Below are 13,651 nucleotides of genomic sequence, written 5' to 3'. Positions count from 1 at the left end.
GATATCATTTGTTAATAAACTTTTAATATTCTATACATGAAAAACGTCCAATGCAGCCACCAGTGACTGTATTGGACGTTTTCTTATCATATTATCGCTGAGCCACTTACAAAAGGAGCATCTTGATAATACATATTTTTAACAAGAACGTTTGGACCTAGGCATTTCACCGCAGGACAGTGACAATTTAGTGATTGTGCTAAATCGGTTGTCATCCATTTGTCGAAAACAGCTGGTAGCTCGTCGTTTACGATATTGCCAAGAGCAGGTGTATCACCAAAATCTGTAACGATGACATCGCCTGTAAAAATATTGACGTTTAACCGTGAACGGCCATCTGGGTCGTTACGCATTGTAACATTCTTCGATTCGCGTAAGCGTTTTAATAGCTTTTGATCCTCCTCGTTTGTGCTACAAGGATAGAATGGCAATGTACCGAACAGCATCCACGTATTGTCATCACGCACATCAAGGAGATGATGAATGGCTTCGCGTGTTTCTTCTAGCGAAAGTGATGATAGTGAACTTGCAAAATCTGATGGATACATTGGGTGTACTTCATGTCGTGCGCATTTCATGTCATTGATGATTTGATTATGGATATGCTCTAAATAGGGCAATGTTTTTTTGTTGAGCATCGTTTCTGCCGATACCATAACACCGTGATCTGCTAGCATTTTTGAGTTATCAATCATGCGTTGGAAAAGCGCTGCACGTTGTTCATAAGTCGGTTTACGCTCCATCATTGCAAAGCCTGTTTCGACGAATTCATCGACTGTGCCCCAGTTATGTGAAATATGTAGCACATCTAAATACGGTGCAATGAGTAAATAGCGTTCCGGCTCTATTGTTAAGTTGGAGTTGATTTGTGTACGTACGCCTCGAGCATGTGCATATTTTAACAGTGGTAATACATAGTTTTGCACCGATTTTTTGCTCATCATCGGTTCTCCACCTGTAATGCTAAGTGTTTTTAAATGCGGAATTCCATCAAGGCGCTTTGTAATTAGCGCCATTGATAATGCTTCAGGATCTTTATGTTGTAGTGTATAGCCGACTGCACAGTGTGCGCAACGCATATTGCAAAGGTTAGTTGTTGTAAATTCAATATTCGATAGAGTCATTTGTCCATGTTGTTCGACATCTAAATACGCTTCCCATGGATCAAACGAAGGCGTAAGTTTTTGTAAAGTCGTCATAATTCGTACATCTTCCTTTCTAGCATTCTATTGTCTCATATTCGGTGATATTTTCAAATATGAAATTCTTGAAAGGGGTTTTATTTGGCTGAAAGAACATTTTTGTCACCTTTCTAGGAAGTTCAGCTAATGCTTTTACGAGTGGTATTTTTCAAACAATTCCGCAAATAGGTAATATGGAGTGATTTTACTGCTATTTTTTGAAATAAACGTTATGATAGAAGGAGCAAGACGGCAAGACCGTAGGGAAGGAAGTAGGAAATAAGTTGACTAAATATGAAACACTATTGTTTGATGTAGATGACACATTATTAGATTTTGATTTAGCCGAAAATGCCGCACTGGACCGATTATTCGATCAAGAAAAAATTGCGACAACACCGATGATGATTGCCCGTTATAAGGAAATTAATGAATCCATGTGGCGTGCATTTGAACGAGGTGAAGTGACAAAAAATACACTACATAATACTAGATTTTCGATAGCACTGAAAGAGTTTGGCCTAGAAGTAGACGGTGAATATTTTGAAGCTATATTTCAAAAGTATTTGCAAGAGGCACATCATTTCGTTGATGGCGCATACGAACTGATTGCACAGCTTGCGGACAACTATAATTTATATGTCGTTTCGAATGGTAAAACGATAACGCAAAATAAACGTTTAGTCGATGCAGATTTAGCGAAATACTTTAAAGGTATTTTTATATCGGAGCAAACAGGTTATCAGAAGCCAATGCCTGCATTTTTCGATTATGTTTTTGAACGAATTGAAGGATTAAATAAGGAAAAAGCGCTTATTGTCGGAGATTCTCTCACTTCTGATGTGAAGGGTGGATTACAAGTAGGGATTGATACGTGTTGGTTTAATATTCACGAGGTTGAAAATACAAGTGAAATAAGCCCAAATTATGAGATTAAAAAGTTACATGAACTTTATACGGTATTAGAAAAATAATGAATCCCCGCGGGTAAAATGTTACTTTTGCGGGGATTTCATGTTTGGACGGATAAAAGTGGGGAACTTACAGATAAATATGATAAATAGTTGGATTATAATCGCCAAAATAGGACAAGAGACAGGATAGTAATGCGTGCTAAAAATACTATATTTTTACACAAATAAATCCATTATGATTATGATAGATCGATGAAAGGAAGGAAGAGGTAATATGAAAGGGATTTTCCCAAAAACGCTTATGGTGGCATTGCTAGGCGTATCATTGGCTACACCGCTACAAGCATATGCCTATCAAGAGCCAACGAATTATGTACATATGAAAACCGAAAATATGACGGTTTACTCTGCATATGGCGCTAAAATTGCTGCGGCAGAAAAACAAGGAACTTATAGTGTAAAAGCAAATGTTGTCAATAATCGTCAACCATTAGAAGTTGAAATTTTTAAAAACGGGCAATCTGGGGTCTTAAAGCAAATGGTTAAAAAAGGTGTAATGGAGCCAGTTGCCTATCGGGATGAAGGCGATCGATTGGTTGCAATGATACATAATAATGCAGAATTAAAGTTTGCATATCCTGCGCAAATATATTTTCGTGATATAGAAAAATCGGCATATAGCTCTTATATTACTGCATTAGCAGAGCGCGGGATTGTTCAAGGACGTACATCTGATAACTTTGGGGTAAATGATTCCTTAACGCGAGCACAGTTGAGTGTATTAATCGTCCGTGCATTTAGCTTCCAACAGGAACCATTGACCCAGTTTAAAGATATCAATGCGAAAAAATCATGGTTTGGCGGACATGTTGGAGCCCTACATTCATTAGGGATTATAAATGGCAAATCTCCAAATACATTTGATCCACACGGGAAAATCACTCGTCAACAGGCCATTTTAATGATTGGGCGAACATTAGATGCGGTAGATTTTGTATCGGAAGAATATGACTCTTTACCTTATCAAGATAGTCGCGATTTCCAAGGTGAAATCTTGCACCATACACAGACATTGTATGGAATTGGAGCTCTTGATGACAATACAAATTTATTGCCAAACCAGCACATTACACGTGGCCAATTTGCTAAAATGTTGGCGGTGTCTTTAGAAGCATCAGGAAGATTATAATGATATAGCAAAACATAACAGCCGAGGGCATCTTTTAGTCATCGGCTTTTTATGATGGATTCCGTGGATGTATGGTCGTGTTTTAGAATACACCATAGGTATAAAAATCTGCTTAACGGGCAAAACCTTTTATGAGACTAGTTTCATGAAAGGGGAGAAAAAGAATGAGTACAATTTTAAATGCCATAAAACGTGATAAAGGAAGACGCTCATCGTTAACACAGCTTAGACAGAATGGTTCTATTCCTGGAGTTGTTTACGGTTATCAAATGGAGTCCACTTCGATAGCACTTGATGCAAGAACATTTGCTAAAGTGCTTGCAGAAATAGGCAGTAAGAGTGTGTTTCAATTAGATATTGAGGGAAAAAAGGTAAATGCGGTGTTAACAGAAATGCAGCGTAGTGCCTTAAAGGGATTTGTGAAGCATGTAGACTTTAAATCAATCAATATGTCTGAAGAGTTAGAAGTCGATATCCCAATTACAGTAGTTGGAGACGCCATTGGAGTCGCTGACGGTGGTTTCTTGTTACAACCAAATCGTGAGGTACGAATTCAAGTGAAGCCAGCAGAAATACCTGAAACGATAGAAGTGGATGTTTCGGATGTAGCAATTGGCTCTTCGCTTTATGTTGCAGATATTCGTCATAAATGTTCCTTTGAAATCTTAAATGAAGACGATTATACATTAGTGGCGATCACACCACCACCTGCTGAAAATCAGCAAGAAGAAACGGTAGATGAAACTCCTGAAGCAATAGAAGCAACAGGACAAAATACGTCTGAACCAAAAGAATAACAAGGGTTGATTCGTCTACGTCATAAGTCAATTTTTTGATTTATGACGTTTTTATGATTGGCGATAAGAAAAAAATGCCAACTCAAATGTGGATGCATAAAATTATCTCAAGACATTTTCCTAAATACAAAAAAAGCTTGCGAGATCATTAGGATTTCACAAGCTTTTTCATACATACTATAAAGTTTTTGTCGTTGAAATCAAAAATATATGTTGCATTTCTTAAACAACAACACTCTTAACGCCAGTCCATTTCATAAATAATTTCTCATTGAAAGCTAGTGCATATTGGACAATTGGTCCAAGCCCGAATGCCATCAGTACAGTACCAACCCCAACAGGGCCGCCAAGGAAGAAACCAAGTACAGCGACGGTTACTTCCATCGTAGTACGAGCGCGTGTAACACTCCAGTTAAACTTGTGGACGAAAAGAAGCATTAATGTATCCCGTGGCCCAATACCTAGATTTGCCACCATATACATCCCGCATCCCCAGCCAAGTAGCACAAGGCCAGTAAGGTAAGCAAGTAACTGCATCCAAAATCCATCAATATCCGGTAACCAATAGTTAAAAATATCAATAAAAATACCCGCTAAAAACATATCCACAAATGTACCCGGAAGCGGCCATTTCTTCGTCACCAGCATATCAAATGCTAGGATGGCTAGTCCAAGTAAAATAGACCAAGTGCCTATAGATAAACCGATAGTTTTAGTTAGTCCGATATGTAAAACATCCCAAGAACCGACGCCAAAAAGTTGTCCTTTTATTGTCAAGGTTATACCAAAAGATAAGACCAAGATGCCTGTAAAGAAGAATAGACATCGTGCAAAAAATGCTTGCTTCATATTTAATACCCTCATTCTGAAAATTCATGTTGTCCAAAAAAATATTATAACAAGAGATTGCGCATATTACCGAAGATTATCATTTCTTATTTTTCAAAAAAAGGTGTTTTAGCTTAGGTCAGGAAGGGCATTATAAAAGGGAGGCAATAGAGAGGAGGGGATGAAATGACTTCTGTACGAGATGAAATTTTAGAAGTATTAAATCGTGAAAAAATAGGAACGATGGCAACAGTTGAAAATGGGAAACCATACTCGCGTTATATGACATTCCAAAATGATGAATTTGTATTGTATACAGTGACGAATAAACACTCAGAGAAAATAGAGGAGTTACAAAAGAATCCGTATACACATATTTTGTATGGCTACGAAAATGAAGGCTTTGGTGATACTTTTGTTGAAATAGAAGGAAAATTGACTGAAATTCATGAAGAAGGTTTGAAAAACAAACTGGCAGAATTTTTTACGGGTATTTTCATTGGCAACAAAGATGAAATGGTGACATTAAAAATTGAACCCATTCGTATGCGCTTGATGAACAAAAAAGGAGAACTACCGAAAGAATTAGAGTTTCCAACAGAATAGCCCATACTTAGCGACCATTTAGATGTGGTCGTTCCAGACTGTAGACAAACTCAAAAATTTTGGGTTGTTACAGTCTTTTTTTCTTTTAAAATGATAATAACTAAAAATACCGTTGATTTCCACTACAGCCAACGCTTTCCGCGGACGGCCCGTGTGAGCCTCCTCGTCGCAAGCTCCTGCGGGGTCTCGCCTGGGCACGCTGTTTCCGCAGGAGTCGCCACTTCCGTTTCAATCAACTCGTGTACGTTTTTAAATATTTAGAGGAGATTGTCCTCATGACACTCATACAAAATCTGTTACCATTCGCTTCTTGCTTGTCGCATGCGACGACAACGAAAGAGGGTCATCGTCTAATCCAGCCCTCTTCATTGTACGAAATGTCCTTTGCATTCATAATGTACGAACAGTAAAGATTAACCAAAGATTATTGAGCTACATATTTGGGCACATCATTTAGAAGCAGCGGATCACTTACGCCATCAAAATGATATTAAAAAAATCTACGTGCGTCGCAAAGAAACGATTGAACGCGTTTTGCTAAAAGCAAAGGAAAAGCATGGTATGTTGAAATACGCAAAAGTTTTTTATAAAGTTCAAATTTGAGGAAAAAAATTGTACATTACTTGAATCTAGTCGGTAATTCATGCATGATAATTCATAAAGAAAAAGAGGGAGTGCATAGAATGACAACAAAACTTCAACAGCTTGCACAAAACATATTGACGTCTCAAGGAAAGGTAGAAGCAGACTTTATTTTGCGTAATGCTATGGTTGCGGATGTGTTTACATTGACCTGGAAAAAGGCAGATATCGTCGTAAACAATGGACAAATCGTTGCACTGGATACACACAATCAATTTAAAGCTACATCTGAGGAGGATGCAGCAGGACAGTATGTTGTGCCGGGCCTTATTGATGGGCATATACATATTGAATCGTCTATGCTAACACCTGCTGAATTTAGTCGTGTGCTCGTACCTCATGGGATAACTACAGTAATCACAGACCCCCATGAAATCGCAAACGTTGCGGGTACGGATGGAATTCAGTTTATGCTAGACGACGCTAAAAATGCCGACATGGATATTTTTGTCATGCTGCCTTCGAGTGTGCCTGGTACTAGTTTTGAAAATGCAGGTGCTACATTAAAAGCACAAGATTTAGCGCCATTTTTAACCCATGAAGATGTACGCGGATTGGCGGAGGTTATGGATTTTCCAGCTGTATTGACTGGTGAAGCAAACATGCTTGAAAAAATCATGCTTGCACAGCAAGCAAATCTTGTTGTAGATGGACATTGTGCAGGTTTAAATCGTGCACAAATTACAGGCTACCGTGCTGCTGGTATTCATACCGATCATGAATGTGTAACAGCAGAGGAAGCGATAGACCGTGTAGAGCAAGGGATGTATGTTTTAATTCGTGAGGGTTCTGCCGCAAAAAATTTACGTGATCTATTGCCAGCTGTCAATGCAACAAATGCTCGTCGCTTCGGTTTTTGTACAGATGATAAATACGTGGATGAATTGTTAGATGAAGGTAGCATCAACTTTGATGTGGCCATGGCTATTGAAGAAGGCATGGAGCCATTACAGGCTATTCAGCTTGCAACCATCAACACAGCCGAGTGCTATCGTTTGAATGATCGTGGTGCATTAGCACCGGGGTATAAAGCAGATTTTGTATTGGTGGAAGATATAAACGAAATGCGTGCGAAAGTAGTTTGGAAAAATGGTGTGAAGGTTGCTGAAAATGGCGTCATGCTAACTGCTCGCACAAAAACGGATGTACCTGCGCATATCCAGCAATCTGTTCATTTACCAACAGTGACGAAAGAGATGCTAACGATACCTTTTAAAAAAGGAACGAAGGCCAATGTGATGGAAATCGTGCCGAATCAGCTGATTACAAATCATTTAGTCGTAGATGTCCCTGTTAAAGATGGCCTATTTGAACCATCAGTGGAACAAGATCTACTGAAGCTTGCCGTTATTGAGCGCCACCACAATTTGCATACGACTGGGCTTGGCATTGTCAAAGGTTTCGGCTTGCAAAAAGGTGCAGTTGCGACAACCGTTGCACATGATTCTCATAATGCATTAGTAGTTGGTACAAATGATGCAGATATGCTAATAGCCCTCACACGGATTCAAGAAATCCAAGGTGGTTTTGTCATAGTAGCAGATGGCGCAATCATAGCAGAGATGCCCTTGACAATAGGTGGCTTAATGACGAATGCACCAGCGGATGAGGCTAAAGCGCAATTAGCAGATTTGCACAATGCCTTACATGAGCTAAATCCAAACTTAGATTTCCATTTCTTACTGACATTCTCGTTTGTCGCGTTACCTGTCATTCCAACCTTGAAATTAACAGACACAGGCTTATTTAACGTGACAACTTTCCAGCATATATCGGTGGAAGCATAACGATGAAAAATAGGGTTGACCTATAACAATTTATTAGACATTTTTATTCATTGAAAAGAGAGCAAGGTTTAGAGCCTTTGCTCTCTTTTCATGCTTAAGCAGTTCTTTTGAGCCATTTGTAAATTATTTGTACATAATTGAATAACAGGAAGTTCATTAGGTATATAAATAGAATGAAAACGAGTAAAAATAATTTATCTGTAAAATAAGAATCTTTGTTTAGGCAGGAGGAGCATGTAGATGGCAACACTTGTTGTAAAGAAGAACATTATGCACCGTTATCAGAGTATTGGACAAGCAATTCAAGATGCTGAGGCTGGGGATTTTATAGAAATAAGAGATGGTGTTTACGAAGAAAGTATCGATATTTCTAAAAGACTGATCCTCTATGGGGTGGGGGATGTCACAATTAAAGGCGGCGTGTTTATTCGTTACCATACGCATGTGGAAATGCGAAATCTTCGTTTTAGTCAGGGGCAGGGAATTTATATTAAAGGAGATTTACAGTTAGAAAACTGCGTGATAGAGCAACAAATGGTGAGGACACAAGTTTCCGTCAACTTTGGTAGTTTGACGATGAAAAATGTTGATTTGATAGCGAGTCCGTTAAATCAATATGGATTGCGTATCGATAACGGTTCGAGTGTTATGCTTACTGATTCAACGATTCAGCATCATACAAAAGCTCAAATCATTGCACAAAATAGTGACCTTGTTTTGACTAATTGTATGTTGTTAGAGGGTCAAATGAATGCACTCTTTGCTATAAGTAATGTGAAAATAGATATAGCAAATTGTGAGGTTCATGGTCACCAGAAAACGCAAATTGTTGCAGCCTCAAGTACGATTTCGATGAAGAATACGCTAATTCATCAAGGGCAAGATATGGGTATTCAACTATTTGATCATTCTAAAATGATGATGGAGCTTTGTGAGGTCAAACAACATGTTGGCACAAATTTGGTAGTACATGAAAGTGAGCTAAAGGTCTCAGACTCTATTTTTGCAGAGGGGCAAGGAAACGGTATTTATGTGGGGGAGCACTCGAAGGCGATTATCTATGACTGTCAGTTAAATGGGCATAACAAGCCGCAAATTTTTATAGAAAACAGTAAAGCCGAGATTCAAAAATGTTCTGTCAGAAATGGCGCTACTTCAGGGGTTACGATTTTTAATGAGGCCGACGTAACTATGTCTGAATGCAGGATACAGCACCATGCACAATTTCATATTATTGTGGATGCAAGTGGGCTACAGTTAAATCAGTCCATTATTGAGAACGGTCAGGCAGGCGGTATTTATGGAAATGAACATGCGAAAATTACGCTGAAAAATACGTCCATTCGGGAGGTAGACAGTCATCATCTTTATATAAATAATGCACGATTATTTGTAGAAAATAGTACATTTTCCCATATCGTTGGCAATGGTATCACCTGTATCGATGCAATTTTTGAAATTATCAGTAGTGATTTTATCTATGCTAGACAGAGCCCTTACGCCATCATTTGGTCTGATAAATCAATGGGCCGTATTGAGAATTGCGTGGTCCAAGAAACTGAGCGAATATTTTTAGCAATGACTAATCAGTCACTGCTTGAAATCGTAAACACAGATCTTGCTGATGTAAAGACGGCAGCAATTGTTCAGGATAAGAGTCAACTATATGTTCGAGGCTATGCGAATGGTGCAACATGGCAAGGAGATGCCTCCTCAAAAATTGTCAATCGAGATTTTAAACCAACTTCTTCTGATGAAAAAAGTCAACACATTGTGAATATGCTAAGTAGTTCAAAAACAATTAATGTACAGAAATTGAATAAGGAATTACAAATATCTGCTGAAGTATTACAGGAAATATATACAATACTCCACAGCAAAGATGTTAAGAAAGCCTAATACACGACTAAAACGAGTAGTTTCATTTTTTGAAATTACTTTTTTCTTTTAAGTGAAAGGAAAAGGATTGCACAACCCTTATAAATCATAAAAGCCCCGAAGTAATGGGGAGATTGAATATTGAATAATTTGGGAAAAGGAATATATGATCGTGGAAGAGTGGTAATTATCAGTACTAGGTATAAAATTATTCCTATAAAAAACCTTGTTATTCTAGAAAAAGGTTTTATTTAGCGGGGAAACTATGAATGTAATAATAATAATTACTTATCACCGAAGAAAATATTGTTAGAAAATTTAGTTTTTAGATTGATTAATTTCTATGTTTTATCCTATAATTAGTAAAAATGATTCGTTTATAGTAGTATGTATGTAATGTTCTAGCTCTTTAGATAATAATTTCGGAATAATAAAATGGATGAGTGGAATGGAGGTGGAAAAGGTATGTTTGGGCTTTCGAAAGAAGAAATAATGATGCTGCTCGAAAAAGTGGAATTGGCAGATAATCAAAAAAATGCAATAGCTGATATCTTTCATCTTAACAATATGCGAATTGAGCAACAGCTAGCATTAATTATCCACCTAGTGATAGATGAGCGCGAACGAAACATAACAAACAATACATATTTAAATTAAACGTAAAATATTTTGTCGAAAGTTAGAGGAATCAGTCTTTGACATAGTACATATCACTTTATGCCCTATAATAATAGCTGGACATAGAAAAAGGTGTCGTGTTATTTACGTTTTGCCTAAATTCACCTTTGAATAATAAACCTAGTAGGATATTAGATAACAATCACAGTATTTAGCTTTCTACTAAATACTTGTGATTGTTTTCCTTTTACCGAATACCAGTCTCCTTTCTGGAATTTAAATGGTTTTATAAATAAGTTAACAACGAAAAGGATATTAAAAAAGTTTTCATAATAGTAATTTAGATCATTCCTTAAAAATGGAGTAGGAATGACCTGGATTTTTAATTGATGAAGAAATTCTTAAGAACATAAAAAAAGTCTGTTAGCACTGTAAGCCAACAAACTTCTTAGGTAGTAACTGGTTATTTCAGGTGATTATAATGATTTTGTAAAGCAGATGATGCGGTTGGCTTCTGTGAAACCCAGTTTTTGATGAACTGCCAAGCTTTCTAGATTTTGCAGTTCGCAGTCACTTGCAAATTCGATACAGCCTTTCAGTTTAGCCCATTGCTCGCATTTAGCGACAAGTTGCTTGGCAAAGCCATATCTCCGATAGGCCTCCTTCACAAATAGACCCTCTAAATAGCCGACAGGACTGGAATCCGTACCCTCCACGTAATCAGTTCGAAGTTGACATTGTGCAAAACCAACTGCCTCTAAACCTTGATAGGCAAGAAAGATTGCCGAGTTTTCAGTGCTAGTATGTAACGTCATTTCTTCTATAAATTCTGTTAATGCATGGTGCGGCCATAGTAATCGTGCTAATTGTGCCGCGGTCTGAGCATCTTCATTACTTGCTTGTCTAATCATCAAAAAAACCTCCTTCTAATTATTGTATAACATTCCAATACACCTGAGCTGCGAAATTCAAAGAACTATTTTTCGATAACAGTACTAACAAGAGAACATGGTAAAAATTGAAACTAATTGATTATTAGACCGTATATGTGAGTATTAGAAAAAATCATGAAAGAAAGGAGCTGTAAGCAAATCATAATGGGTGTATTTACTGAAAGATATATTACTGCAACCGTAAATGGTGCCATTCGCAGAAGTTATCATGTTACTGTGGTAAAAGATGCTGTTGCAAGTACAACAGATAATAAAGAAGAGAGGCATTTAGGAACTTAGTCACCAAAGTGTAATGATGCTGGATTTCCTTGAACCATCAGAACAACTCACGTAAATCTAAGGAGTGAAGTTAAGATGACAATATTGCAAAGATTAATAGAACAAGCAAAAAGCCCTAAAGGATTTGTAGGATCTGTGATGTTACATATTATGAATGTTGCTCATCGCGGCATGAACAAATGGTTAATGGAGAGTGGCGCTATTAAAGATGGAGATATTGTTTTAGATATTGGTTGTGGAGGAGGAAAAATGCTTCAGTCATTAGCTAAAATCAATCATCGTGGTAAAATTTATGGGATTGACTTCTCACAACAGGCTGTCAAAGATTCCATCAAAGCAAACCAAGCGGATGTAACGAAAGGTAAAATAATAGTAAGGCAGGCCAGTGTGTCAAACATTCCATACCCTGAGGCGTTTTTTGACACAATCACTGCATTCCAAACGCATTACTTTTGGCCAAATCTAGCCCTTGATGTAAAAGAAGTATGTAGAGTGTTGAAAAAGGGTGGACAATTTATAATAATTTCCGAGATTTATAAAATCAATTATCATATGAAAGATTATAAAACCAAAACAGACATCAAGCAGTTATTTGAAAATATTGGATTTCAAAAGGTTGATATAAAAGAAGATACAAAAAAGGGTTGGTTATGTATTATAGGAATTAAATAATTCAATGAATAGTACTTAATTTACTTGGAAACGGAGGTAGGATTGATGAAGAGATGTACATGGGTGAAACTCGATGAACCATTATATGTCGACTATCATGACAAAGAATGGGGTGTGCCAGTTTATGACGATCAGCACTTATTTGAGATGCTATGCCTAGAGGGGGCGCAGGCAGGACTAAGCTGGTGGACAATTTTACAAAAAAGACAAGGCTATCGTGATGCTTTCGAGCAATTTGATGCAACGAAAATTGCTTTATATACCGAGGACAAGCTGTCAGAGCTTAGAGAGGATCAACGAATCGTTCGCAATAAACTCAAAATAGCCAGTGTTGTTACAAACGCACAAGCATTTCTTCGAATACAGCAACAATATGGCTCGTTTTCTGATTATATTTGGGGTTTCGTTAACCATAAGCCCATCATTAATCATTGGTCTACTATAGCACAAGTGCCAGTGACAACAGAACTAAGTGAACGTATGAGCAAGCAATTAAAAAAAGACGGATTCAAATTCGTCGGTAGCACGATATGTTATTCATTTATGCAGGCAACGGGCATGATAAATGATCATACAGTTGATTGTTTTTGTCGTCAAGTGAGCAGCGAGGTATAGGATGATGGGCATCGATGAAATCAAAGCACGATTAATGAGAAAGGCTACGCTATTTGAAACAGGCGGCATTAGACCAACTTATGAGCTGCATGAGAGCTGGTTCGGCAGTGTGACGTGGTCATTGCCAGAAGAACAGCCGCGTGATGGATTTCAGCCGCTTGCTACATTTTTTTTAAAAGAATTACCTTATGTGCCTGCATCACTAAGACATATTGAGCTGCTGACACTATTTTTAAGGGAGGAACTTTTTGATAATCTAGTAGAAGATGATCTTAGCCGTTTTTTTGAAATAAGAGCATACCCGTCAGTAACAGGGCTAATACAGCGGAACTGGCAACATGACAAGATACGAGCATTTCCGCTTAGACCAAGATTAATTGAAAATGATTACCCTGCATGGGACGGTGGTGGTATACCCTTTGATGTGGAAGAGGCAATAGTACGACATGAGAATGAAGGAGATATGGAGTACTTTGACGATATTGTAGAAGAAATCTACGCTGTCCATAAAATCGGTGGCTATCCGGCTTTTTGTCAAAGTGGAAATGATTTTGGGGAAGCCTATCCATTTGTTTTACAAATTGCTTCAGATGACAAGGCCCACTTCAATATCGTCGATCAAGGGAATTTTTATTTCTTTTATAATGCAGAAAAAAACGATTGGCGTATTTATTGTGATTTCTACTAATCTT

At 37.7% G+C, this 13,651-nt stretch carries 14 protein-coding genes and 1 pseudogene; 12 read left to right on the top strand and 3 right to left on the bottom strand.

Annotation, left to right across the window (positions count from 1 at the left end; genetic code table 11):
- Positions 1–86: 86 nt before the first annotated feature.
- On the bottom strand, positions 87–1,199 hold the full coding sequence (yfkAB, locus tag ACQKII_RS17480) for a radical SAM/CxCxxxxC motif protein YfkAB (RefSeq protein ID WP_427461382.1): 1,113 nt from the start codon (positions 1,197–1,199) through the stop codon (positions 87–89).
- Between the two features lie 266 nt (positions 1,200–1,465).
- Between yfkAB and ACQKII_RS17475 the strand changes: the two genes are divergently transcribed.
- The 3 genes from ACQKII_RS17475 (at position 1,466) to ACQKII_RS17465 (ending at position 4,081) form a co-directional block, all read left to right on the top strand.
- Positions 1,466–2,155, top strand: a complete 690-nt coding sequence (locus ACQKII_RS17475; protein ID WP_427461380.1) for a YjjG family noncanonical pyrimidine nucleotidase — start codon at positions 1,466–1,468, stop codon at positions 2,153–2,155.
- Between the two features lie 214 nt (positions 2,156–2,369).
- On the top strand, positions 2,370–3,284 hold the full coding sequence (locus ACQKII_RS17470) for an S-layer homology domain-containing protein (RefSeq protein ID WP_427461378.1): 915 nt from the start codon (positions 2,370–2,372) through the stop codon (positions 3,282–3,284).
- A gap of 164 nt (positions 3,285–3,448) precedes the next feature.
- Entirely contained in the window at positions 3,449–4,081 is a 633-nt protein-coding gene (locus ACQKII_RS17465) for a 50S ribosomal protein L25/general stress protein Ctc (protein ID WP_427461376.1), read from the top strand.
- A gap of 222 nt (positions 4,082–4,303) precedes the next feature.
- On the opposite strand, the gene ACQKII_RS17460 is transcribed toward ACQKII_RS17465, so the two are convergent.
- Positions 4,304–4,930, bottom strand: a complete 627-nt coding sequence (locus ACQKII_RS17460) for a YczE/YyaS/YitT family protein (RefSeq protein WP_427461374.1) — start codon at positions 4,928–4,930, stop codon at positions 4,304–4,306.
- 165 nt (positions 4,931–5,095) lie between these two features.
- Here ACQKII_RS17460 and ACQKII_RS17455 point away from each other — a divergent pair, with 165 nt between their 5' ends.
- The 5 genes and pseudogenes from ACQKII_RS17455 to ACQKII_RS17435 all read left to right on the top strand — a co-directional run bounded on the left by ACQKII_RS17455 (position 5,096) and on the right by ACQKII_RS17435 (position 10,479).
- Complete coding sequence (locus ACQKII_RS17455; RefSeq protein WP_427461372.1) at positions 5,096–5,515, top strand: pyridoxamine 5'-phosphate oxidase family protein; 420 nt, start codon at positions 5,096–5,098, stop codon at positions 5,513–5,515.
- 314 nt (positions 5,516–5,829) lie between these two features.
- A pseudogene (locus ACQKII_RS17450) lies at positions 5,830–6,079 on the top strand (transposase); the annotation flags it as partial.
- A 119-nt stretch (positions 6,080–6,198) separates the two neighbouring features.
- On the top strand, positions 6,199–7,944 hold the full coding sequence (ade, locus tag ACQKII_RS17445; protein ID WP_427461371.1) for an adenine deaminase: 1,746 nt from the start codon (positions 6,199–6,201) through the stop codon (positions 7,942–7,944).
- Positions 7,945–8,184: 240 nt separating this feature from the next.
- A complete protein-coding gene (locus ACQKII_RS17440; RefSeq protein ID WP_427461370.1) occupies positions 8,185–9,843 on the top strand; it encodes a right-handed parallel beta-helix repeat-containing protein in 1,659 nt (552 codons plus the stop codon).
- 444 nt (positions 9,844–10,287) lie between these two features.
- Positions 10,288–10,479: a hypothetical protein gene (locus tag ACQKII_RS17435; RefSeq protein WP_427461369.1), complete on the top strand. Its 192-nt coding sequence runs from the start codon at positions 10,288–10,290 to the stop codon at positions 10,477–10,479.
- Between the two features lie 437 nt (positions 10,480–10,916).
- Here the strand turns inward: ACQKII_RS17435 and aac(6') are convergent, their stop codons facing one another.
- Positions 10,917–11,351, bottom strand: coding sequence for an aminoglycoside 6'-N-acetyltransferase (gene aac(6') / locus ACQKII_RS17430; RefSeq protein ID WP_427461368.1), 435 nt, complete (start codon positions 11,349–11,351; stop codon positions 10,917–10,919).
- A 156-nt stretch (positions 11,352–11,507) separates the two neighbouring features.
- Here aac(6') and ACQKII_RS17425 point away from each other — a divergent pair, with 156 nt between their 5' ends.
- The 4 genes from ACQKII_RS17425 (at position 11,508) to ACQKII_RS17410 (ending at position 13,647) form a co-directional block, all read left to right on the top strand.
- Entirely contained in the window at positions 11,508–11,672 is a 165-nt protein-coding gene (locus ACQKII_RS17425) for an isochorismatase family protein (RefSeq protein WP_427461366.1), read from the top strand.
- Positions 11,673–11,747: 75 nt separating this feature from the next.
- Positions 11,748–12,344 (top strand): class I SAM-dependent methyltransferase, encoded by a 597-nt coding sequence (locus ACQKII_RS17420; RefSeq protein WP_427461364.1) that lies wholly within the window; start codon positions 11,748–11,750, stop codon positions 12,342–12,344.
- A 45-nt stretch (positions 12,345–12,389) separates the two neighbouring features.
- Positions 12,390–12,959 (top strand): DNA-3-methyladenine glycosylase I, encoded by a 570-nt coding sequence (locus tag ACQKII_RS17415; RefSeq protein ID WP_427461362.1) that lies wholly within the window; start codon positions 12,390–12,392, stop codon positions 12,957–12,959.
- Between the two features lies 1 nt (position 12,960).
- Positions 12,961–13,647 (top strand): DUF1963 domain-containing protein, encoded by a 687-nt coding sequence (locus ACQKII_RS17410; protein ID WP_427461360.1) that lies wholly within the window; start codon positions 12,961–12,963, stop codon positions 13,645–13,647.
- The last annotated feature ends 4 nt before the right edge of the window (positions 13,648–13,651 follow it).

Source organism: Lysinibacillus sp. NPDC048646 (genome assembly GCF_050272295.1).
Taxonomy (GTDB): Bacteria; Bacillota; Bacilli; order Bacillales_A; family Planococcaceae; genus Lysinibacillus.
The sequence above is the reverse complement of the archived record's forward strand: the minus strand, read 5'-3'. Positions and strand labels throughout refer to the sequence as shown.